22 protein-coding genes and 1 other RNA gene are annotated in these 22,822 nt (G+C 61.0%); 10 read left to right on the forward strand and 13 right to left on the reverse strand.

The features are described from left to right. The first annotated feature begins 22 nt into the window (after window positions 1-22). Window positions 23-343 (forward strand): DUF2388 domain-containing protein, encoded by a 321-nt coding sequence (locus LOY43_RS27265; protein ID WP_171057234.1) that lies wholly within the window; start codon window positions 23-25, stop codon window positions 341-343. 189 nt (window positions 344-532) lie between these two features. On the opposite strand, the gene gcvP is transcribed toward LOY43_RS27265, so the two are convergent. The 10 genes from gcvP to LOY43_RS27315 all read right to left on the reverse strand — a co-directional run bounded on the left by gcvP (window position 533) and on the right by LOY43_RS27315 (window position 13,137). Further along, the gene (gcvP, locus tag LOY43_RS27270; RefSeq protein ID WP_220557149.1) at window positions 533-3,406 is read right to left on the reverse strand and encodes an aminomethyl-transferring glycine dehydrogenase; all 2,874 of its coding nucleotides are present in this window, start codon (window positions 3,404-3,406) and stop codon (window positions 533-535) included. 249 nt (window positions 3,407-3,655) lie between these two features. Continuing rightward, complete coding sequence (gcvH, locus tag LOY43_RS27275) at window positions 3,656-4,039, reverse strand: glycine cleavage system protein GcvH (protein WP_122596654.1); 384 nt, start codon at window positions 4,037-4,039, stop codon at window positions 3,656-3,658. Window positions 4,040-4,089: 50 nt separating this feature from the next. Further along, a complete protein-coding gene (gene gcvT, locus LOY43_RS27280) occupies window positions 4,090-5,172 on the reverse strand; it encodes a glycine cleavage system aminomethyltransferase GcvT (protein WP_095049397.1) in 1,083 nt (360 codons plus the stop codon). Between the two features lie 156 nt (window positions 5,173-5,328). After that, complete coding sequence (locus LOY43_RS27285; protein WP_220557150.1) at window positions 5,329-6,945, reverse strand: iron ABC transporter permease; 1,617 nt, start codon at window positions 6,943-6,945, stop codon at window positions 5,329-5,331. Window positions 6,946-7,099: 154 nt separating this feature from the next. Next, the gene (locus LOY43_RS27290) at window positions 7,100-8,104 is read right to left on the reverse strand and encodes an extracellular solute-binding protein (protein WP_095125816.1); all 1,005 of its coding nucleotides are present in this window, start codon (window positions 8,102-8,104) and stop codon (window positions 7,100-7,102) included. 221 nt (window positions 8,105-8,325) lie between these two features. Next, on the reverse strand, window positions 8,326-9,543 hold the full coding sequence (locus LOY43_RS27295) for a 2-octaprenyl-3-methyl-6-methoxy-1,4-benzoquinol hydroxylase (RefSeq protein ID WP_258709949.1): 1,218 nt from the start codon (window positions 9,541-9,543) through the stop codon (window positions 8,326-8,328). Between the two features lie 9 nt (window positions 9,544-9,552). Next, entirely contained in the window at window positions 9,553-10,038 is a 486-nt protein-coding gene (locus LOY43_RS27300; RefSeq protein ID WP_095049393.1) for a DUF4442 domain-containing protein, read from the reverse strand. Then, window positions 10,031-11,218, reverse strand: coding sequence for a 2-octaprenyl-6-methoxyphenyl hydroxylase (gene ubiH / locus LOY43_RS27305; protein ID WP_095049392.1), 1,188 nt, complete (start codon window positions 11,216-11,218; stop codon window positions 10,031-10,033). The genes LOY43_RS27300 and ubiH overlap by 8 nt, the downstream gene beginning before the upstream one ends. After that, window positions 11,215-12,549 carry a Xaa-Pro aminopeptidase gene (gene pepP / locus LOY43_RS27310; protein ID WP_095049391.1) on the reverse strand — a complete coding sequence of 445 codons (1,335 nt, stop codon included), beginning with the start codon at window positions 12,547-12,549 and terminating at the stop codon, window positions 11,215-11,217. The genes ubiH and pepP overlap by 4 nt, the downstream gene beginning before the upstream one ends. Before the next feature lie 27 nt (window positions 12,550-12,576). After that, window positions 12,577-13,137 (reverse strand): YecA family protein, encoded by a 561-nt coding sequence (locus tag LOY43_RS27315; protein ID WP_095049390.1) that lies wholly within the window; start codon window positions 13,135-13,137, stop codon window positions 12,577-12,579. A gap of 125 nt (window positions 13,138-13,262) precedes the next feature. Between LOY43_RS27315 and LOY43_RS27320 the strand changes: the two genes are divergently transcribed. From LOY43_RS27320 to LOY43_RS27335, 4 genes are all read left to right on the forward strand, one after another. Beyond that, entirely contained in the window at window positions 13,263-13,472 is a 210-nt protein-coding gene (locus LOY43_RS27320; protein WP_007911197.1) for a TIGR02449 family protein, read from the forward strand. Next, the gene (locus tag LOY43_RS27325) at window positions 13,469-13,786 is read left to right on the forward strand and encodes a cell division protein ZapA (RefSeq protein WP_093429754.1); all 318 of its coding nucleotides are present in this window, start codon (window positions 13,469-13,471) and stop codon (window positions 13,784-13,786) included. The genes LOY43_RS27320 and LOY43_RS27325 overlap by 4 nt, the downstream gene beginning before the upstream one ends. A 30-nt stretch (window positions 13,787-13,816) precedes the next feature. Continuing rightward, window positions 13,817-13,995: non-coding RNA, 6S RNA (ssrS, locus tag LOY43_RS27330), on the forward strand. 79 nt (window positions 13,996-14,074) lie between these two features. Further along, window positions 14,075-14,680: a 5-formyltetrahydrofolate cyclo-ligase gene (locus LOY43_RS27335; RefSeq protein WP_093429753.1), complete on the forward strand. Its 606-nt coding sequence runs from the start codon at window positions 14,075-14,077 to the stop codon at window positions 14,678-14,680. Between the two features lie 36 nt (window positions 14,681-14,716). Here the strand turns inward: LOY43_RS27335 and LOY43_RS27340 are convergent, their stop codons facing one another. Beyond that, entirely contained in the window at window positions 14,717-14,872 is a 156-nt protein-coding gene (locus LOY43_RS27340) for a hypothetical protein (protein WP_016985917.1), read from the reverse strand. Between the two features lie 197 nt (window positions 14,873-15,069). On the opposite strand from LOY43_RS27340, the gene LOY43_RS27345 reads away from it, so the two are divergent. The 4 genes from LOY43_RS27345 to LOY43_RS27360 all read left to right on the forward strand — a co-directional run bounded on the left by LOY43_RS27345 (window position 15,070) and on the right by LOY43_RS27360 (window position 20,450). Beyond that, window positions 15,070-15,519 (forward strand): EVE domain-containing protein, encoded by a 450-nt coding sequence (locus tag LOY43_RS27345; RefSeq protein ID WP_095049389.1) that lies wholly within the window; start codon window positions 15,070-15,072, stop codon window positions 15,517-15,519. A gap of 121 nt (window positions 15,520-15,640) precedes the next feature. Beyond that, window positions 15,641-16,606, forward strand: coding sequence for an HlyD family secretion protein (locus LOY43_RS27350; protein WP_095049388.1), 966 nt, complete (start codon window positions 15,641-15,643; stop codon window positions 16,604-16,606). Beyond that, window positions 16,603-19,332 carry a ribosome-associated ATPase/putative transporter RbbA gene (gene rbbA, locus LOY43_RS27355; RefSeq protein WP_258708961.1) on the forward strand — a complete coding sequence of 910 codons (2,730 nt, stop codon included), beginning with the start codon at window positions 16,603-16,605 and terminating at the stop codon, window positions 19,330-19,332. Before LOY43_RS27350 ends, rbbA begins: the two co-directional genes overlap by 4 nt. Next, window positions 19,332-20,450, forward strand: coding sequence for an ABC transporter permease (locus LOY43_RS27360; protein ID WP_095049386.1), 1,119 nt, complete (start codon window positions 19,332-19,334; stop codon window positions 20,448-20,450). The genes rbbA and LOY43_RS27360 overlap by 1 nt, the downstream gene beginning before the upstream one ends. A 16-nt stretch (window positions 20,451-20,466) precedes the next feature. Here LOY43_RS27360 and LOY43_RS27365 read toward each other — a convergent pair whose 3' ends face one another. Beyond that, window positions 20,467-20,874, reverse strand: a complete 408-nt coding sequence (locus LOY43_RS27365; RefSeq protein WP_027610485.1) for a flagellar basal body-associated protein FliL — start codon at window positions 20,872-20,874, stop codon at window positions 20,467-20,469. Between the two features lie 150 nt (window positions 20,875-21,024). On the opposite strand from LOY43_RS27365, the gene LOY43_RS27370 reads away from it, so the two are divergent. Continuing rightward, window positions 21,025-22,002 carry an NADPH:quinone oxidoreductase family protein gene (locus LOY43_RS27370; RefSeq protein WP_095049385.1) on the forward strand — a complete coding sequence of 326 codons (978 nt, stop codon included), beginning with the start codon at window positions 21,025-21,027 and terminating at the stop codon, window positions 22,000-22,002. Window positions 22,003-22,056: 54 nt separating this feature from the next. Here LOY43_RS27370 and LOY43_RS27375 read toward each other — a convergent pair whose 3' ends face one another. Beyond that, a complete protein-coding gene (locus tag LOY43_RS27375) occupies window positions 22,057-22,671 on the reverse strand; it encodes an energy transducer TonB (protein WP_220557152.1) in 615 nt (204 codons plus the stop codon). Between the last annotated feature and the right edge of the window lie 151 nt (window positions 22,672-22,822).

Below are 22,822 nucleotides of genomic sequence, written 5' to 3' on the forward strand. Positions count from 1 at the left end.
GTTAACCCCCTGGAGTCATCTCATCATGCGTCTCAAACTTGCTGTCGCCACTCTGGCCTTGCTGTCCCTTCCCGTTGGTTCGGCCATGGCGGACAGCTTTTGGCGTAACGTCATCTCGTCCGGTGCCACTACCGGTTCGACCTACCTGACCTTCAAGGATCACAAGCTGATCATCGCCGCACAGGACGATGCCGGCAGCTTCGTTGCCAGTGATGGCGGCATTCGCGGACCGTATCTGGAAGCGGCGATGCAGAAAGTCCGCGCCGACAATCCGGGCCTTCAGGCGACCGATATGGAATTGGCGAATGCGATCCTGGCGAAGAACGCCGTGGCTTCCGAGTAAGCCGTTCGCCGAAGCAAAAATGCCGCTCAACAGAGCGGCATTTTTTTGCCCGGATTTCAGGCTTACCACAATCCCTTGTAGGAGTGAGCCTGCTCGCGATAGCGGTGAATCAGTCACCGGAGAATTTGCCTGATACACCGCTATCGCGAGCAGGCTCACTCCTACAGGGGAACTGTGTGAACCTACATATCAGCGGTAATCATCCACCGGTACGCAGGCGCAGAACAGGTTGCGATCGCCGTAAACGTTATCCACCCGATTCACCGCCGGCCAATACTTGTGCGCCTTGGTGTGCGCATCCGGGGTGATGCCCTGCTCGATGCTGTAGGGTCTCTCCCAAACCCCGGTGACATCCGCCAGGGTATGCGGCGCCCGTTTCAACGGGTTGTCCTCGGCCGGCCAGTTGCCGTTTTGCACTTCAGTGATTTCTGCACGAATGCTCAGCATCGCACCGATAAAACGATCCAGTTCAGCCTTCGATTCGCTCTCGGTCGGCTCGACCATCAACGTGCCCGGCACCGGGAAGGACATGGTCGGCGCATGGAAGCCGTAATCCATCAGGCGCTTGGCGACGTCTTCTTCGCTGATCCCGGTCAGCGCCTTTAAGGGCCGCAGGTCGAGAATGCATTCGTGAGCGACCCGCCCGTTGCGCCCGGTGTACAACACCGGGAATGCGCCGGATAAATGCTGCGCCAGATAGTTCGCCGCCAGAATCGCCACCTCGCTGGCATCCGCCAATTGCGGGCCCATCATGGCGATGTACATCCAGCTGATCGGCAGAATGCTCGCGCTGCCCCAGGGCGCCGCGCTGACCGCGCCGTTCTGCGCCAGCGGCCCTTCAATTGGCACCACCGGGTGATTGGCGACAAACGGTGCCAGATGCGCGCGAATGCCGATCGGCCCCATGCCCGGCCCACCGCCGCCGTGAGGGATGCAGAAGGTCTTGTGCAAATTCATGTGCGACACGTCGGCGCCGATGTCCGCCGGCCGCGCCAGCCCGACCTGCGCATTGAGGTTGGCGCCGTCCATGTAGACCTGACCGCCGTACTTGTGGATAACCTCGCAGATCTCGCTGATGCCCTCCTCGTACACACCGTGGGTCGACGGATAGGTCGCCATCAGGCACGACAACTTATCCCCAGCCTCGGCGGCTTTCGCTTTCAGATCCTCCAGATCGACGTTGCCCGCCTCGTCGCACTCGACGATCACTACGCGCATCCCGGCCATTTGCGCCGAGGCCGGGTTGGTGCCATGGGCCGAGGACGGAATCAGGCAGATCTCCCGCGCCCCCTGCTGACGGCTTTCGTGGTATTTGCGGATCGCTAGCAACCCGGCGTACTCGCCCTGAGCGCCGGAGTTGGGCTGCATGCAGATCGCATCGAACCCGGTGATTGCGCACAGCCAGCGCTCCAGCTCCTCGATCATCAGCGTATAACCGACCGCCTGCTCACGCGGCACGAACGGATGCAGGTCGGCGAATTGCGGCCAGGTAATCGGGATCATTTCGCTGGTGGCGTTGAGTTTCATCGTGCACGAGCCCAGCGGGATCATCGACTGATTGAGCGCCAGATCCTTGTTCTCCAGTTGCTTGAGATAACGCAGCATCTCGGTTTCGCTGTGATGGGCGTTGAACACCGGGTGACGCAGGTAAGGGGTGTTGCGCTGGAGATTGTCGGGGATACCGGAATAAAGGGTTTCGGCGTCGAGTTCCTCGACGTTCAACCCATGATCGGCACCGAGCAGCACATCGAACAAATTCGCCACGGTGCGTTCATCGCAGGTCTCATCGAGACTCAACCCGACCCGACCGCGCCCGAGAATCCGCAGATTTATCTGCGCAGCCTGGGCACTCTCGATGATCGCCGTTTGCGCACCGCCGACGTCCAGCGTCAGCGTGTCGAAGAATTGTGCGTTGACCCGACTGATGCCCTTGCGCTCAAGCCCAGCCGCCAAAATGCAGGTCAGTCGATGCGTGCGCTGGGCGATGCGCTTCAAGCCTTCCGGGCCGTGATAGACCGCGTAGAAACTGGCAATGTTGGCCAGCAGGACTTGTGCGGTACAGATGTTCGAATTGGCCTTCTCACGACGAATATGTTGTTCGCGGGTTTGCAGCGCCATGCGCAATGCGACGTTACCCCGAGCGTCCTTCGACACGCCGATGATCCGCCCGGGAATCGCCCGTTTGTATTCCTCGCGGCTAGCAAAGAATGCTGCGTGCGGCCCGCCGTATCCCATCGGCACGCCGAATCGCTGGGAGGAACCGAACACTACATCGGCACCCAACTCGCCCGGCGGCGTCAGCAACAGCAGACTCAATAAATCCGTCGCGACACAAGCCAGCGCCTGTTGCGCATGCAGGTGGTCGATCAATGGCCGCAGATCGTGAATCTCGCCGTGGGTGTCGGGATACTGCAGCAATGCGCCGAACACCTGATGTTGTTTCAAGTTATCCACAGCGTCGATGATCAGCTCGAAACCGAAGCCTTCGGCACGGGTCTGCACCACGGAAATGGTTTGCGGGTGGCAGTTCTCATCGACGAAAAACAGATTGCTCTTCGACTTCGCCACACGCTTGGCGAGTGCCATGGCTTCGGCAGCCGCCGTCGCTTCATCGAGCAGCGAAGCGTTGGCCAACTCGAGGCCGGTGAGGTCGATGGTCAGTTGCTGGAAATTCAACAGCGCTTCGAGCCGGCCTTGAGCGATCTCCGGTTGATACGGCGTGTACGCGGTGTACCAGCCGGGATTTTCCAGCACATTGCGCAGGATGACGGTTGGCGTCAGGGTGCCGTGGTAGCCCATACCGATCAGGCTGGTCCAGACCTGATTCTGCTCGGCGTAACTGCGCAGCTTGGCCAGCGCGGCTTGTTCATCCAGCGCGGGTGGCAGCTCGAGCGCGCGATTGAAGCGAATGCCTGGCGGCACCGTTTGCTCGATCAGTTCAATTCGACTACCGAGGCCAAGGCTGTCGAGCATCGCCTGTTGCTCGGCTGCATCGGGGCCGAGGTGACGGCGCAGGAAGGCATCGGGATCGCGTAACTGGCTCAGGGACGGCAACTGGGACATGACGGGCTCTCTCTTGGCTGGCGCTCGGCGTCAATGCAACACGGTCAAACCAGCATAGCAGCCGATGTGGCAACCCATTTTCAGTGCACCCCGTCCCCCTGTAGGAGTGAGCCTGCTCGCGATTGCGGTGTGTCAATCGCATTAATGAGTCTGAAAGAACGCTATCGCGAGCAGGCTCACTCCTACAGGAGATTTGTATCGTGCATAAAAAAGCCCCGACAAGTCGGGGCTTTGGGTATTGCTTAGAACTTACTCGCCGATAGCAGCCTTGTAAGCGGCAGCATCCAGAAGCTTGTCCAGCTCAGCCTTATCGCTTGGCTTGAGCTTGAAGATCCATGCGCCGTACGGATCGGAGTTCAGCAGCTCTGGCGAACCGCCCAGCTCTTCGTTGATCGCGATGACTTCACCGCTGATCGGCGAGTAGATGTCGGAAGCAGCTTTCACCGATTCAACGACGCCAGCCTGATCTTCAGCGGCGAACACCTTGCCTACTTCGGTCAGCTCAACGAACACCACATCGCCCAGCGCTTCCTGCGCGTGATCGCTGATGCCCACGGTGACGGTGCCGTCGGCTTCCAGACGTGCCCATTCATGACTTTCGGCAAAACGCAGTTCAGCGGGAATATTGCTCATCTTCGGTGTCCTCTGGAATTGGGTCAGCGGTCATGCCCGCCGGAAAAAGGTTAGATCAAAGTTTTGCCATGGCGTACGAAGGTCGGTTTGACCACCCGTACCGGGTACCACTTGCCACGGATTTCCACTTCGGCGCGGTCGGCGGTGGCCATCGGAACACGCGCCAGGGCAATCGATTTGCTCAGCGTAGGAGAGAAACTACCACTGGTGATCTCCCCTTCGCCAACATCGGCGATGCGAACCACTTGATGAGCGCGCAAAACACCACGTTCTTCCAGGACCAGACCAACCAGTTTGTGCGCAATGCCGGCAGCTTTTTCCGCCTCCAGCGCAGCACGGCCGATGAACTGGCGGGTGGCCGGTTCCCAGGCAATGCTCCAGGCCATGTTCGAGGCCAATGGCGAAACGTCTTGGTGAATGTCCTGACCGTAGAGGTTCATACCGGCTTCAACCCGCAGGGTATCGCGGGCACCGAGGCCGATCGGGGAAATGCCGGCACCGACCAGATCGTTGAAGAACCCCGGCGCCTGATTGGCCGGCAGGCAGATTTCCAGGCCATCTTCACCGGTATAACCGGTACGCGCGATGAACCAGTCACCGTCGGTATAGCCTTCGAAGGGTTTGAGGTGCTGGATCAGCGTGGCGCGCGACTGGGTCACCAGTTCGGCAATCTTGTGCCGGGCCTGTGGGCCTTGGATGGCGAGCATCGCCAGCTCGGAGCGCTCGTGCAGCTGCACGTCGTAATCGCCGCGCTGCGCGCTCATCCAGGCCAGATCCTGATCGCGGGTCGAAGCGTTGAACACCAGTCGATAAGCGTCGTCGAGGCGGTAGACGATCATGTCGTCGACGATGCCGCCACGCTCGTTGAGCATGGTGCTGTACAACGCACGGCCGGGGCGGTGCAGGCGGTCGACATCATTGGCCAGCAAATGCTGCAGCCAGGCCTTGGCCTGGGTGCCGGTGACATCGATCACGGTCATGTGGGAAACATCGAACACCCCGCAATCGCGGCGCACTTCGTGGTGCTCCTCGACCTGCGAGCCGTAATGCAGTGGCATGTCCCAACCGCCAAAATCGACCATCTTCGCGCCGAGGGCGAGATGCAGGTCATACAGAGGCGTACGCTGTCCCATGGGTTTCTCCTTCCGGGCGTGGCGAAGGTGCGGACAGCCGCTGTACGGGGTGAAAGCCGCGAAATAGAAGGCTTTCAGCCGATTTCAGCGAACGGGTCTGTCAGACGAACCGCACCGAATGCCGCGCATTGTAGCCGCATGATTCAGGACTGACGACTAAGTGTTTCGGTGTGCCGAGCGGCGGATCAGTCCGATGACCGGCAATAGACCGACCAGAACCAGGGTCAGCGCTGGCAAAGACGCCCTCGCCCATTCACCTTCACTGGTCATTTCAAAGATCCGCACCGCCAGCGTGTCCCAGCCAAACGGGCGCATCAGCAGGGTCGCGGGCATTTCCTTGAGCACATCGACGAACACCAGCAGCGCCGCGCTCAGCGCGCCGGGCAGCAACAGCGGCAGATACACTTTGAAAAACAGTCGCGGCCCACTGACACCCAGGCTACGTGCTGCTTCGGGCAAAGAGGGCCGTATACGCGCCAGACTGCTTTCCAACGGCCCGTACGCCACCGCAATAAAACGCACCAGATAGGCCATCAGCAACGCCGCCAGACTGCCAAGCAGCAGCGGTTTGCCCGCGCCGCCGAGCCAACCGGAGAGTGGAATCACCAGCTCGCGATCCAAATAACTGAACGCCAGCATGATCGACACGGCCAACACCGAACCCGGCAAGGCGTAGCCCAGGTTGGCCAGACCAACACCAGAGTTGATCGCCTGCGTCGGCGCCAGCCGCCGGGCAAACGCCAACAACAGCGCAACACTGACGGTAATCAGCGCCGCCATGCCGCCCAAATACAAGGTGTGCAGGATCAGCCCCGCGTAGCGCTCGTCCAGATCGAAACGGCCGCGCTGCCAGAACCAGACGATCAGTTGCAGCAGCGGAATGACGAAGGCGCAGGCGAACACCAGTGCGCACCAGCTCATCGCCGCGAACGCCTTGAGCCCGCGCAAGTGATACAGGGCTTTCACCCGTGGCCGCTCGTTGCCCGCCCGATTGGCGCCACGCGCGCGACGTTCGCCGTAGAGCACCAGCATCACCACCAGCAGCAACAGACTGGCCAGCTGCGCCGCACTCGACAGGCTGAAGAAGCCGTACCATGTCTTGTAGATGGCGGTGGTGAAGGTGTCGAAGTTGAACACCGACACTGCGCCGAAATCCGCCAGGGTTTCCATCAGCGCCAGTGCCACGCCGGCGCCAATCGCAGGACGCGCCATTGGCAACGCCACTCGCCAGAAAGCTAGCCACGGCGACTGACCGAGTACTCGCGCGGCTTCCATCAGGCCTTTGCCCTGCGCGAGAAACGCGGTGCGCGCCAACAAGTAAACGTAGGGATAGAAGACCAGCACCAGCACGATGATCACCCCGCCGGTGGAGCGCACGCGCGGCAGCCGCAGGCCGCTGCCGAACCATTCGCGCAGCAGGCTCTGTACGGGACCGGCGAAGTCGAGCAGGCCTACGAAAACGAAGGCCAGTACGTACGCGGGGATGGCGAACGGCAGCATCAGCGCCCAGTCGAGCCAGCGCCGGCCGGGAAATTCGCAGAGGCTGGTGAGCCAGGCGAGGCTGACACCCAGCAGCGTCACACCGACACCGACGCCAACGACCAGCGTCAGGGTATTGCCCAGCAGGCGCGGCATCTGGGTTTGCCACAGGTGCGACCAGATCTGTTGATCGATGGTCTGCCAGGAGAGCAGCAGAACGCTCAGGGGCAACAGCACCAGCGCGGCGATGGCGAAAACGATGGGATACCAGCGGCGTTGGGCAGGGTGGGCCAAGGAAACAGTCTCGTTCAAATGATTGTGCCCACGCTCTGCGTGGGCACACATCCTGTGACGCTCTGCGTCACGCTGTCGGCGGCACGACGCAGAGCGTCGATGGATGCATTCCCACGCAGAGCGTGGGAACGATCACAAGTCTATCGAAAAAGCCTCAATTCCAACCCGCCCGATCCATCATCCGGATCGCTTCAGCCTGACGCTTGCCCGCCACTTCCACCGGCAAGGTGTCAGCGACAAACTTGCCCCACGCCGCCACTTCTTCCGAAGGCGCCACCGCCGGGTTGGCCGGGAACTCCTGGTTCACGTCAGCAAAGATCTTCTGCGCCTCAGGTGTGGTCATCCACTCAACCAAAGCCTTGGCCGCTTCCGGGTGCGGCGCATGCTTGGTCAAGCCAATGCCCGACAGGTTCACGTGCACGCCACGATCCGCCTGGTTCGGCCAGAACAGTTTCACCGGCAGCTCGGGCTTCTGCTTGTGCAGGCGGCCGTAGTAGTAAGTGTTGACGATGCCGACATCGCATTGCCCGGCGTTGATCGCTTCGAGCACCGCGACATCATCGGAGAACACGTCGGTGGAGAGGTTGTTGACCCAGCCCTTGAGGATCTTTTCGGTCTTCTCGGCGCCATGGACTTCGATCATGGTCGCGGTCAGCGACTGGTTGTAGACCTTCTTCGCCGTACGCAGGCACAGGCGCCCTTCCCAGTTCTTGTCGGCCAGTGCTTCGTAGGTGGTCAGCTCGCCCGGCTTCACGCGTTCAGTGGAGTAGGCGATGGTCCGCGCGCGCAGGCTCAGGCCAGTCCAGGCGTGAGTAGACGAGCGATATTGCAGCGGAATGTTGGTATCGATGACTTTCGAAGTGAACGGCTGGAGGATGCCCATCTGCTCGGCTTGCCAGAGGTTGCCGGCGTCAACGGTGAGCAGCAGGTCGGCGGTGGCGTTCTCACCTTCGGCCTTGATGCGCTGCATCAGCGGCGCTTCCTTGTCGGTGATGAACTTGATCTTCACCCCGGTCTTGGCGGTGTAGGCATCGAAGACCGGTTTGATCAGCTCATCGATGCGCGACGAGTAAACCACCACCTCATCAGCGGCCTGGGCCGTTGTGCTGCCGATCAGGGTCAGGGCCAGTGCGGTCAGAAGACGCTTGGGTGCCAACATGGGAGTGGTCTCTCGGTCGGGAAATGTGGGCCAAATGATAAGGACTCACATTTACCACCTCAATCGAACTCTTTTTGAAGGAGTTACCAGATGTTGCACAGTTTGAAAATTGTGGTGCCTGGCCGGGCGCCATTGCGAGCAGGCTCACTCCTACAGTTGGAATGCGTTCCCCTGTAGGAGTGAGCCTGCTCGCGATGAGGCCATCAGCAGCAACGAAGAGATCAGGGTTTGGCGAGGGCCGGAAGATCCCCGGTCAACCCAAGGGCTTCACGCACAAACAGCGCCTTCGCTTCCGGCATCTGCTCCACCAGCTTCAACCCGGCATTACGCAACCACCTGACCGGCAACGGATCCGCCTGGAACAACCGCTCAAAGCCTTCCATCGCCGCCATCAGCGCCAGGTTGTGCGGCATGCGCCGACGCTCGTAACGGCTCAGCACCTTCGCATCCGCCAAACGCTCGCCACGCTCGGCCGCCTGCAATAGCACTTCGGCCAACACCGCCGCATCGAGGAAGCCAAGGTTCACACCCTGCCCCGCCAACGGGTGAATGGTGTGCGCCGCATCGCCGATCAACGCCAGGCCTTCAGCCACGTAACGTTTGGCATGACGCTGACGCAGCGGCACGCACAGTCGCGGATCGGCACTGATGACTGCGCCGAGGCGGCCTTCAAAGGCACGCTCCAGCTCTTGGCAGAACGCCGCTTCATCCAGCGCCATCAAGCGCTCGGCTTCGCTCGGCGTGGTCGACCAGACGATCGAACACCAATCCTGCTGCCCGTCACGCTCCAGCGGCAGAAACGCCAATGGCCCGTGATCGGTAAAGCGCTGCCACGCGGTCATCCGGTGCGACTTGCTGCTGCGCACGCTGGTGACGATGGCGTGGTGCATGTAATCCCACTCGCGCGTGGCCATCCCGGTGAGGCGGCGAACGGCCGAGTTGGCACCGTCAGCGGCAATCACCAATGGCGCGCGCAACTGACGACCGTCAGCCAGCGTCAGCAACCAGTCATCGCCCGAGCGGCGCATCTGTTCCAGCCGCGCATTAGCGAGCATGCCCAGATCGCAATCGTGCAAACGGTCGAGCAAGGCGTCCTGCACCACACGGTTTTCGACGATATGACCCAGCACCTCGGCGTGCACACTGCTCGCCGAGAAATGGATCTGCCCGGTGCCGCTGCCGTCCCAGACGTGCATGTCGGTGTACGGGCTGCTGCGGCGCTTGGCGATGCCGTCCCACACGCCGAGGCGTTCGAGGATGCGTTGGCTGGCTGCCGACAGCGCGCTCACACGCGGTTCAAATGCCGCGCCGGCATCGAACGGCTTGACGCTCAGCGGGCTGCCATCGAGCAGCAGAACTTCCAGCCCGCTGTCCTGCAACGCCAACGCCAGGGCGCTGCCGACCATTCCGGCTCCGACAATCAGCAGATCTGCGCGCATTTCCATGCTTTAAGCCTGTCTCGCTTGCGGCTTGAGCCGCACGTAAAGGGTTTTACCGACCCGCGCCACCAGATTGCCGGCGCCGTCATGAATGTCGACCTGCAACTGCGGCAGGTATTTCTCGCCATTGGCGGTTTGCCGGCGAATCTCGGCGAGCAAGGTCTCGTCGATATTGAAGCGGGCGAATACCGGGCCTTTGCCCGGTGCAATGAAATCGATGTCGGCAGCCTTGTCCCAGACAATGTACTTCGAGCCGAGGTTTTCCATGAGCATCAGCATGAAGAACGGGTCGACCATCGAATACAGACTGCCGCCAAACTGAGTGCCGACGTAGTTGCGGTTGTACCAGCCCAGCCCCATCGACACCTGAACGTCGCGGAAATCATCGCTGATATGCCGAACCCGTACACCGGCGCCAAGATACGGCGGGTAGAACGTCATCACCCAACGCATCAACCGCGCCTTGCCGAATTTAGCGGTCAACCACTTAAGCATCCGGACGTGTTCCCAAACCCATGGCCTGACGGGCAAACCAGCGCTTGGCCGGCGGCAACAGATCAAGGCCGAGCAGGCCGATGTTACGGCCCAACGAAACCAATGGCTGCGTGCTGCCGAACAGGCGTGTGACCTGATCGGAAAAACCGACGGTGAGATCCTGATCGAGACGTTGACGCTCGCGATAAGCCTGCAATGTGGCGAAGTCGCCCAGCGGCTTTTCACTGGACAACAATGCGGCGGCCAAGGCATCGGCATCACGCAGTGACAAGTTGAAACCCTGACCGGCAATCGGGTGCAGGCTGTGCGCCGCGTTGCCGAGCACAGCCAGATGCGAGCGCACCTGTTCTTCGGCCTCGACCAGCGTCAGCGGATAAAGATGCCGCGCGCCAACCTGTTTCAACGTGCCGAGGCGATATCCGAACACGCCCTGCAATTCGCTGAGGAAATCGCGCTCGCTCAAATCGGCCAGGCGCTGCGCGTCCATGCCCAAACGGGTCCAGACCAGAGCACAGCGGTTTTCCGGCAGCGGCAGCAAGGCCATCGGCCCTTCGTCGGTGAAACGCTCGAAGGCCATGCCGTTGTGCGCTTCGCTCGGGGTGATGTTGGCGATCAGCGCGCTCTGGTTGTACGGACGCTTGCGCACGTTGATGCCCAACTGCTCGCGCAGACCGGAGCGACCGCCATCGGCGAGCACCGCGAGGTCGCATTCAAGGGTGGTTTCATCATTGAGGGTCAGGCGATAGCCATCGGGCAGCGGTTCCATACGCGTGACTTCCGCCGGGCAGCGCCAACTGATCACGTCTTTATCGATGTGCTGCCACAGGCACTGGCCGAGCCAGGCGTTTTCCACCACATAACCGAGCGCTGGCACACCCTCTTCCATCGCCGACAAGCGCGCGGTAGAGAAACGGCCACGATCGGAGACGTGAATCTGTTTGATCGGCTCGGCGCGACGGGAGATTTCCTGCCACACGCCCAGCCGTTGATAAATCTGCCGCGAGCCGAAGGACAGCGCCGACGAACGTGCGTCGTAGCTCGGCTGCCAACTGTCGCCGGGAGCGAACGGCTCGATCAGGACGATCTTCCAGCCACGCGCCTTGGCCCCGGCCTGCAAGGCCAACGCCAGACTGGCGCCGACCAGACCGCCACCGATGATTGCCAGATTGACTCGACTCATGCCGCGTGGGTCCTTGCTTGCGCCATCAGCGCTTCGATTTCAGCGACGGTTTTCGGCACGCCGCTGGTGAGGATTTCACAACCGGTTCTGGTCACCACCACGTCGTCCTCGATACGTACACCAATGCCGCGCCATTTCTTCGCGACGTTCTGATTGTCCGGGGCGATGTAGATGCCCGGCTCTACGGTCAGCGCCATGCCGACCTCGAGCACTCGCCATTCGCCGCCGACCTTGTACTCACCAACGTCATGCACATCCATACCCAGCCAGTGGCCGGCGCGGTGCATGTAAAAAGCTTTATAGGCTTCGCTGGCGATCAACTCGTCGACCTCGCCATGCAGCAATCCCAGTTTCACCAGCCCCGTGGTAATCACTCGAACCGTGGCTTCGTGCGCTTGATTCCAGTGCTTGTTCGGGGCGATTTCGGCGAACGCGGCTTCCTGCGAGGCCAGCACCAACTCATAGATCGCTTTCTGCTCGGGCGAAAACTTGCCGTTGACCGGCCAGGTGCGGGTGATGTCGCTGGCGTAGCAGTCAATCTCGCAACCGGCATCAATCAATACCAGGTCGCCGTCCTTGAGCAGCGCGTCATTCTGCTGGTAATGCAGGATGCAGCTATTGCGCCCGGCGGCGACGATCGAACCATAAGCCGGCATTTTCGCCCCGCCCTTGCGGAATTCGTAGTCGAGTTCGGCTTCGAGGCTGTACTCGTAGAGCCCGGCCCGACTGGCCTGCATCGCGCGGATGTGGGCTTGCGCCGAGATCCGTGCGGCTTCGCGCATCACCTTCACTTCTGCCGCCGATTTATACAGACGCATGTCGTGCAGCAGATGATCCAGGGCAACGAATTCGTTCGGCGGCTGGGCGCCGAGGTGCGCCTTGGAGCGGATCACGTTGATCCAGTCCATCAGGTGACGGTCGAATTCAGGGTTGCTGCCCATCGCCGAATACACCCGGTCGCGGCCTTCGATCAGGCCGGGGAGGATGTCGTCGATGTCGGTAATAGGGAAAGCGTCGTCGGCACCGAAGTCGCGGATCGCGCCCTCTTGCCCGGCGCGCAAACCGTCCCACAATTCGCGTTCGGCGTTGCGCTCACGGCAGAACAGCACGTATTCGCCATGTTCACGGCCGGGCATCAAAACGATGACGGCTTGCGGCTCGGGAAATCCGCTGAGGTACTGGAAGTCGCTGTCCTGACGGTAGACATGCTCGACGTCGCGGTTGCGAATGGCGACCGCGGCGGCGGGCAGGATCGCGATGCTGTTGGGTTCCATCTGCGCCATCAGGGCCTTGCGGCGACGGCTGTATTCCGCTTTCGGGATATGGGTCATGGGCAGATGGCTTTCCCTGGCACGCGATTAATGCAGCGACGGCTTGGCGGCTGGCGGCACGTCGGCTTTCTTGGTTTCCGAGAACAGCAGCAACGGCGCAACGCGCAGGTACTCCATGACTTCCATGTAGTCGGTTTCGCCGTCTTCGGATTCTTCGAGAGCATCCTGCACTTGGGAAATGGCGGCCAGATCCTGCAGCACTTCGGTGGCTTCAGTGCTGAGCATGCTGCTGTCGCGGCAGTTCAGGCCGAAACCGCTGAGGAAGCCCTGGCACCATTGGCCCAGTGCAGCGGCGCGGTCAGCCAGCGGTGCGTCATCGGTCGGCAGCAGCAGAACGACAGTGACGTCGTCGCCGGTCAGCTCGCCTTTGACCATCTCTTGCAGGCCGATGAGGGCGTTACGGACGTTGTCCTGGATATCGCCTTCGAGCAGTTCGGCGGCGTCGATCAACCAGCCTTCGTTATCGAAGCCGGCACCGGCGCAACTGCGCCCGAGCAGCACGCCGTGCAGTTCGGCAGGCGAAACGTTGTGGCCGCTGGAAGTCAGCAGGGTGGCAAAGGCTTGGTACGGGGAATTCGCATTGGTCATGGGCAGCTAGGCGCCAGACGGCGCTATGTCTAGAATGAAGGCCTTGTATCCTACATCGACAGACTCGCCAAGACTATTAAAGGCTGTCCGCCAGCTACCCCCCATCAGACGAACACGTGGACACAATGGAAGACACCGACCTGCAAGCGCTGATGGCCAGACTCGAACTGTTGATTGGCCGAGTCGAGCAACTAAAGAGTCAAAATGCACTCTTACTAGCTCAGGAAAAGACCTGGCGCGAGGAACGCGCTCACCTCATTGAAAAAAACGAAATCGCCCGGCGTAAGGTCGAATCGATGATTTCGCGCCTCAAGGCCCTGGAGCAAGACTCATGAGTTCAAGCAATAGCGTCACCGTGCAGATCCTCGATAAAGAATATTCGATCATCTGCCCGCAGGAAGAACGCAGCAATCTGGTCAGTGCCGCGCGCTATCTGGATGGCAAGATGCGTGAGATCCGCAGCAGCGGCAAAGTCATCGGTGCCGACCGTATCGCCGTGATGGCCGCGCTGAACATCACCCATGACCTCTTGCACAAAGAAGAGCGTCCGGACATCCAGGCCAGCGGTTCGACCCGTGAACAGGTGCGTGACTTGCTCGATCGTGTCGATCTGGTGCTCGCCGACGATCAGAACACCAGCAAGGGCTGATTCAACTGGCCGCTTGCGGTATACTCGCGGCACTCCCTGGGGTGCTTGCCAGTTGACGATGTCCCTGAGCCGATTCGCACTACCCTGGAAGTTGCACGTTGGGCTGGTGTGCATGTCCGCTAGACGGAAAGCCTTAAAGTCTACTGCATCTTCCACCTTGAACTTTCGGGTTCAAGGGCTAAGTTGACAGCGGTTCATCCGGGGAGCCTGATTCGAATCCGATGTCGGTGAAAACCGCCATCGGATTTTTTATGCGTACGTTTTCGTCCAACCTGCCGAAGCCGAACCATGACCGAACCCGCGCTGCTGCCCCGCCCGCAACTCCGCCGCCTGCTGCGCAAGGCGCGTCGTGCGCTGACCAAGAGCGAACAACGCCAGGCCGCCAAGGGCCTGTACCGGCAACTGGCGCAAGACCCGCACTTTCGCCGGGCCAGACATATCTCTTTGTATTTGCCCACCGATGGTGAAATCGATCCGCGCCTTCTGCTGCGCGAAGCCCAACGTCGGGGTAAATCGACTTATCTGCCGGTGCTCAGCGCCTGGCCACGCACCAAGATGGTTTTCCAACGCATTCGTCCCGGCGAGAAACTTAAACCCAATCGCTTCCGCATTCTCGAGCCGCGAGCCAATCTGGCACAGCAACGCAAGGTCTGGGCACTGGATCTGGTGTTATTGCCGTTGGTAGGGTTTGACGATGTCGGCGGGCGACTGGGGATGGGCGGCGGTTTCTATGATCGCAGCCTGGCGTATCTGGCTCGGCGAAAAAGCTGGCGCAAGCCTACGCTACTGGGCCTGGCCCATGAATGTCAGAAAGTCGAACGCTTGGCGCAGGCAAGCTGGGATGTACCGTTACAAGGCACGGTCAGCGACAAGGCGTGGTATTTCGCGGGATAGGACGCCGCGCAGATCAGCGGCGTCGAGAAAGCCGTTTCAGCGTTTGAAGGCTGTCGACTGTTGCACCTGTTGCGCGACTTCAATCGGCGCGTCGGCCTTGTTCGACCACAAGCTCTGCGCATAACCGGTGGTTACGACGCCCAAGCCAAACAAAATTACCAAAGTCCATAGTAGATCCGGTTTGCGTTTCATCGATTGCCCCCCTCAAGGCACATCATCACGATGACAGCAGCGGTTTCCGTTCGTAGGCCGTGCAGCAGCGTCAAGCTTTAAAGGCCGGCATTTTGCGACAACGTGAACCTGCGCGCAAACGCTGACGTCAACCGACTGTCGGTTTGTCATAAAATTGCCCGACAACCTGCCCAATGACCGTTTCAGGAGCAAAAACCATGGCCTATTGGCTGATGAAGTCCGAGCCCGACGAACTCTCTATCAAAGGTCTGGAAAAGCTCGGCACAGCGCGCTGGGACGGAGTTCGCAACTATCAGGCGCGTAACTTCCTGCGCTCGATGGCCGTGGGTGACGAGTTCTTTTTCTACCATTCCAGCTGCCCGGAGCCGGGGATTGCAGGGATTGGCAAGATTATCGAAGCGGCGTACCCGGATCCCACCGCACTGGAGCCGCAGAGTCATTACTTCGATGCGAAAGCTACACCCGAGAAAAACGCCTGGAGCGCGATTGATGTTGCCCACGTAGAGACGTTCGCCCGGGTATTGAAGCTGGATTACCTCAAGCAGCAAACCGCGCTGGCCGACATGCCACTGGTGCAAAAAGGCAGTCGCCTGTCGGTCATGCCCGTGACGGCCGAACAGTGGGCCGCCGTGCTCGGCTTGCGCTGAGAACTGCCCGGTCACGGTTATTAGCCGAAAAAGGGGCTAGGCTTGGCGCTCGGTTGACTGACATCAAGCGACTGCAACGCTTGAACAGTCAGACTGCACGCCACAGCCGCAGGATGCCCCCATGTCGACGCACAGCCGCTCTTCACTTTTATACGCCGGGTCGCTTCTGGTGTTACTCGCCGCCGCCGGCGGGCTCGGTTACTGGATGTCGATCAGCAGCCGTCTGGTCGAAGGGCTGTCGATGGGCAACGGGCGGCTGGAAGCCACCGAAGTGCAGATCGCCAGCAAGACACCCGGACGCCTGGCCGAGGTGCTGGTCGATGAAGGCGACAAGGTCAACAAGGGCCAACTGCTCGCGCGCATGGATACCCGCACCCTCGAAGCCCAGCGCACTCAAGCCGAAGCCGAAGTCTTGCGCGCCCGGGAAAACCTCAACGCCGCCGAGGCCAATGTGCAATTGCGCCAGAGTGAATTGCTGCTGGCCCAGCAGGAACTCGGGCGCTCTCAGTCGCTGTTCAAGCACGGTTTCGTCAGCGCCCAGGTTATCGATCAATTGCAGTCGCGTATCGGCACCGGCAATGCTGCCGTGACGGCGGCCCGCGCCCAAGTGTCGGCGGTCGCTGCAGCGATCGGCGCGGCGCAGGCACAGGTCGCTCAACTGACCAGCGAAATCGACGACAGCAGCCTGCGCGCGCCGATTGATGGGGTGATCCAGTTGCGCATGGCCGAACCCGGCGAAGTGCTGGGGGCCGGTGGCCGCGTCCTGCTGTTGATTGATCCCAACGATCAGTACATGAACCTCTACCTGTCTGCCTCGGTGGCCGGGCGTCTGGCCGTAGGCGATGAAGCCCGGGTGCTGCTCGATGCCCTGCCCGACAAACCCTTGCCGGCGAAGATCAGTTTCGTCGCCGGCAAATCGCAGTTCACCCCCAAAGAGGTCGAGACCCGTGACGAGCGGCAAAAACTGGTGTTCCGCGTCAAGCTGCGCCTGACCCAACCCAGCGCCGTGCCGCAAGCCAAGCCCGGCATGCCCGGCGCCGGTTATGTGCGCACCGCGCCGATTGCCTGGCCGGCCAATCTGCAATGAACAGCCTCGCGGTTCAGGCGAACGCTATCGCGCACCGCTACGGCAAACAGCAAGCACTGAGCGCTATCACCTTCAGCCTGCCAGCCGGCACCCGTTGCGGGCTGATCGGCCCCGATGGCGCGGGCAAGTCCAGCCTGCTCGGGCTGATCGCCGGCGTGAAGGCCTTGCAGCAAGGGCAACTGGACGTCCTCGGCGGGCCGATCCAGCAGCGCCGCCACCGCGACACGCTGTATGCGCGCATCGCCTTCATGCCCCAGGGCTTGGGCGGCAACCTGTATCCCGAGTTGTCGATCCGCGAAAACATCCAGTTCTTTGCCACGCTGTTCGGCCTGTCGAAAGCCGACAGCGAGCAACGCATGCACAATCTGCTGCTCGCCACCGACCTGCTAAAGTTCGCCGAGCGCCCTGCAGGCAAGTTGTCCGGCGGCATGAAACAGAAGCTGGGCCTGTGCTGCGCGCTGATCCATGAGCCGGATCTGTTGATTCTCGATGAGCCGACCACCGGCGTCGACCCGCTCTCACGCCGACGCTTCTGGGAGCTGATCGACGATGTACGGCGCGAGCGCCCGCAATTGACCCTGCTGGTCGCCACTGCGTATATGGAAGAAGCTGAACAGTTCGAGCATTGCCTGATGCTCGACAACGGCCAGTTGATTGCCACCGGTCTTAGTCGCGAGCTAGCGGCCGTCACCCCCAGCGGCAAACTCGATGAAGCCTTCACACACTTCCAGGGCGACAGTCATCACGACGCTCAGCCGTTGGTCATTCCGCCGCGTACTGGCGGTACCACCGACATTGCCATCGAAGCCCACGACCTGACGCTGCGCTTCGGCGACTTCACTGCGGTGGATCACGTCAGCTTCGCCATCGGTCGCGGCGAGATTTTCGGTTTTCTCGGCTCCAACGGCTGCGGCAAGACCACGACCATGAAAGTCCTGACCGGGCTGATGCCGGCCAGCGAAGGCAGCGCGACACTGCTGGGCAATCCGGTGAACGCCAAGGATCTGGCCACGCGCAAGCGGGTCGGCTTCATGTCCCAGAGCTTTTCGCTGTATGGCGAACTCAGCGTGCGGCAGAACCTTGAGCTGCACGCCCGTCTGTTCGACTTGCCCAAGTCCGAAAGCGCGCAACGCATCGACGCATTGATTCAGCGCTTCAACCTGCTCAGCGTCGCCGATCAGCCGTCCGGTGCCCTGCCTCTCGGGCTGCGTCAACGCCTGTCGCTGGCGGTCGCGGTGTTGCATCGTCCGGAAGTGCTGATCCTCGATGAGCCGACCTCCGGCGTCGACCCGGCAGCCCGTGATGACTTCTGGCGACTGCTGATCGAACTGTCCCGCGAGCAAGGCGTGACGATTTTTCTCTCCACCCACTTCATGAACGAAGCCCAGCGCTGCGACCGCATTTCGCTGATGCACGCCGGCAAAGTCCTCGCTTGCGACACCCCGGCAGCGCTGCAGCGTCAGTTTGCCGGAGAGACGCTGGAAGCCGCTTTCGTGACGTGTCTGGAACAGGCCCAAGGCACTGCCCCATCGCCTCCCGCGAGTGAATCGCCGACAGCGCCATCAGCGCCAGCCGCCGCGCCGCCAGACCAGCAACGCGGTTTCAGCCTCGGTCGCCTGCTAGCCGTGGCCAGTCGCGAAGGCAAGGAGCTGCTGCGCGACAAAGTGCGCATGGCTTTTGCGCTGGCGGGGGCGATTTTCATGATGGTGATTTTCGGCTATGGAATTTCCCTCGACGTAGAGAACCTCGCGTTCGCCGTTTACGATCAGGATCAAACCCCGCAGAGCCGAACCTATCTGGAAGCCTTTCGCGGCTCGCGCTACTTCGATGAACGGCCAGCCATCCACGACGCTCAAGAGCTGCACCGCCGCCTGCAACGCTCGGAAATCAAACTGGCGCTGGAAATCCCGCCCGGATTTGGCCGCGACCTGTACGCCGGACGCCAGCCTGCGGTGGCGGCGTGGCTGGACGGCGGCATGCCGTTTCGCGCCGAGACCAGCCGCAATTATGTCGAAGCAGTGCACCTGGCCAACCTGCAGCAGTTGGCCGAACAGAGCAGCCCCGCCATCAACCACCAGACGGGTGCCAGCCTGGAAACGCGCTTTCGCTACAACCAGGATGTGGTCAGCGTCAACGCTATTGGCCCCGGGGTCATGGCGCTGATTCTGGCGTTCATTCCGGCGATGCTCACCGCACTCGGCATCGTGCGCGAAAAAGAACTCGGCTCGATCACCAACTTCTACGCCACGCCCCTGACCCGCCTGGAGTTTCTGCTGGGCAAACAGGCGCCATACCTGCTGGTCAGTCTGGTCAATCTCGCGCTGCTGGTGGCGATGAACCGCTGGCTGTTTGGCGTGCCGTTCAAGGGCAGCCTGCTGACGCTGGCGTTTGGCGGCCTGCTGTATGTGCTAGCGACCACTAGCATGGGCCTGCTGATCTCGGCGTTCACCCGCACGCAAATCGCCGCGATCCTCGGCACCATGATCATTACCAGCCTGCCGACCATCCAGTTCTCCGGACTGATCGTGCCGCGTTCTTCACTGGAAGGAGCGGCTGCGGTGATGGGCATGCTGTTTCCGGCAGGACACTTTCTCGACATTGCCGTGGGGACGTTCACCAAAGCGCTGGACCTGCGGCAGCTGTGGCCGCAGTGCCTGGCGCTGTTCGGGTTCTTTGTCGGGTTCACCGGGCTGAGCCTGATCATGCTGAAAAAGCAGGAGGCCTGATGCACAAGTTCGCGCACATCCTGCGCCTGGGGCTCAAGGAACTGACCAGCCTGCGCCACGACAGCGTGTTGCTGCTGTTCCTGTTCTACGCCTTCACCGTGGCGATCTACATGCCTGCCGCCGGCTCGGTGATCGGCGTGCACAACGCCAGCGTGGCGATCGTCGACGAAGACCACAGCGCCCTCTCGCGCCAGTTGGCCCAGGCCCTGCAACCGCCGGAATTCCAGACGCCAGTGCTGCTCCCCTACCCGCAACTGGACCAGGTCATGGACAGCGGCCAGTACACTTTCGTGATCAACATTCCGGCGGGGTTTCAAACCGATCTGCTGGCGGCGCGGCAACCGGCCATTCAGGTCAACGTCGATGCCACCGCGATGAGCCAGGCGTTCATGGGCGCTGGCTACATCAGCCGGATTTTCCAGCGCGAGCTGCAGGCCTATGGCGACCAGGGCGATGCCGCGAGCAAAACGCCGATTCAACTGACCACCCGCGCGCTGTTCAACACCAACCTGGAGGGTGGCTGGTTTCTGGCGGTGATTCAGATCGTCAACAACATCACCATTCTGGCAATCATCCTCACGGGCACGGCGCTGCTGCGCGAACGCGAGCACGGCACGCTTGACCATTTGCTGGTGCTGCCGCTGACGGCGCTGGAAATCATGCTGGCGAAAATCTGGAGCAACCTGCTGGTGGTGGTGCTGTGCACCTGGCTGTCGCTGGAGGTGGTGGTCAAAGGCGCACTCGGCGTGCCGCTGTCCGGCTCGATGAGCCTGTTTTTGCTGGTGACTGCGGTTTATCTGTTTGCCAGTACCGCGTTGGGGATCTTTCTGGCGACACTCGCACGCTCGACACCGCAGTTCGGCTTGCTGGCGATTCCGGTGATCATCCCGATGTTGCTGCTGTCGGGTGGCAGCACGCCATTGGACAGCATGCCGCAATGGCTGCAGTGGGTCATGCAGGGCTCGCCGTCCACACATTTTGTCAGCCTCAGCGCCGCGATTCTGTTTCGCGACGCCGGGCTGAGCGTGGTCTGGCCGGACTTGCTGGCGCTGACGGCCATCGGCCTGCTGTTCTTCGTCATCGCGCTGGCGCGCTTTCGCAAAAGCCTGGCGTCCTGAACAGCAGCCAACGCACTTACTGAATGATCAGGTTATTGAACAACAGATCCTCAACCACCGGCTTGCCGGTCTCGTCATTCATCACTTGCTGGGTCTGCTTCAACGCTTCCTGACGCAGCTTCTCTTTACCCTCGATGCTGCCCATCGCCTCGGTGGTCTGCTGGGTGAACAGTGCCACCAGCTGATTACGGATCAGCGGCTCGTTGGCCTTGACCAGTTTGGTCGCCTCCTCACCGGTCACGCGCAATGCCACATCGGCCTTGTAAACCTTAAGCTTCGGCGTGCCGTCCAACCCGTAGTTGCCCACGAACGGCGGGCTCAGGGTGATGTAGTTGACCTTCGGCGCCTCGCCTTCTTTAGCTTCTTCGGCCAGCGCTGCCACAGGCAGAGACAGGGCCAGCAACAACATGATCCACGCTTTCACAATTCGCTCCTTATCCGGTTTGCGGCCTAGCATAACGACCCGCCACGCAAGCACAAGCTTATGGCTGACTATCAGGGCCGGGCATGCTCGTTGACCCGTTGACTGACACACCTACACTTATCGGCCATCACTCCCAAAGGAATAGCCCTGATGAAAGCCGTGCTGTGCAAAGCCTTCGGCCCTGCCGAATCGCTGGTGCTGGAAGACGTCGCCAGCCCTGTCGCGAAGAAGAACGAAATCCTCCTGGAGGTGCACGCCGCCGGGGTCAACTTCCCGGACACGCTGATCATCGAGGGCAAGTACCAGTTCAAGCCACCCTTCCCGTTCTCGCCGGGTGGTGAAGCGGCTGGCGTGGTCACGGAGGTCGGGGAAAAGATCAGCCACCTCAAGGTCGGCGACCGGGTCATGGCCCTGACCGGTTGGGGCAGCTTCGCTGAACAGGTCGCGGTGCCGGGCTACAACGTGCTGCCGATTCCACCGTCGATGGATTTCAACACCGCCGCCGCGTTCAGCATGACCTACGGCACCTCGATGCACGCCCTTAAACAACGCGCCAACCTGCAAGCGGGGGAAACCCTGCTGGTACTCGGTGCATCCGGCGGCGTCGGCCTGGCGGCGGTGGAAATCGGCAAAGCCATGGGCGCCCGCGTCATCGCTGCCGCCAGCAGCGCGGAGAAGCTCGCCGTGGCCAAGGCTGCCGGCGCCGATGAGCTGATCAACTACAGCGAAACCAGCCTCAAGGACGAAATCAAACGCCTCACCGACGGCCAGGGCGCCGACGTGATTTACGACCCGGTCGGCGGTGATCTGTTCGACCAAGCCATCCGCGCCATCGCCTGGAATGGTCGCCTGCTGGTGGTGGGCTTCGCCAGCGGGCGCATTCCGGAACTGCCGGTAAACCTCGCCCTGCTCAAAGGCGCGGCGGTACTCGGCGTATTCTGGGGTTCCTTCGCCCAGCGCCAGCCGCAGGACAACGCGGCGAACTTCCAGCAGTTGTTCGGCTGGTTTGCCGAGGGCAAGTTGAAACCGCTGGTATCGCAGGTGTATCCGCTAAGCAATGCGGCGCAGGCGATCAATGATCTTGGCCAGCGCAAGGCCGTGGGCAAGGTTGTAGTGCAAGTGCGCTGAGTAATCTTTCGATGCAGGCCAGAATGCCCGGTTCGGTCGTTCTGGCCTGTGTTATCAAAGCAACTCACGAATCTCCGCTGGTAACAGGCTTATGAATTTACGCGTCGGACTCTGCCGACAAGCCCTGACGATCTTTTCAACCTGCCGATTCATCTTGGCAATCATCGCCAGACGTTGTGCGTCCGGTAGCTGAGTTTTATGGAAGACGTTCGAGAGATAGGCGCGGGTTTGAGCAAATACCGCCGAATCGATCCATGAGTACTCTGCAATGTTGGCGAGGTTCTCGTTAACCGTACGGCATCGCAAGGCTTTCAGTTGCTGATTGACGTGAATGGGCAGATCCAGATCGAGCCTGAAAATCATTGGCGCGATGATTTCCTGCTGTTCAGGTTTATTCCCTTCAACCGTCCAAGGCTTGAAACGCCACTGCGCTATAGCGTCTCGAACCGCATCGGCCAAGTCAGGATGAGTGCTCTCTCGAATGCTGATTTCGCTGACTGAACCATCCGCACTGGCAATGAAACTAACCTTCACCTCGCCCGTTACACCCGCCCTTTGCAGCTCCAGCGGGTAAATCGGCTGGGGATTGTTTTCCGGTATCAAAAACACTTCTGAGGCCAGCGCAGAACCGCCGATTACCAACAAAAGCCCAGCAAAAATCCAGCGCATGATCCTGCCCCTCCCTAGTGAGTTGCCCCCTCCGGCAACAACACAAAGGTTACTGAGCAGTGACTTTTAACTGAATGGCGCACCTTCGCCGCTGCATGCAGGACGTTTCCCTGATCCCCTCGGGAAACCGGGAAAATCCGCTGCGCGAATA

This window comes from Pseudomonas sp. B21-041 (assembly GCF_024748675.1).
Taxonomy (GTDB): domain Bacteria; phylum Pseudomonadota; class Gammaproteobacteria; order Pseudomonadales; family Pseudomonadaceae; genus Aquipseudomonas; species Aquipseudomonas neuropathica.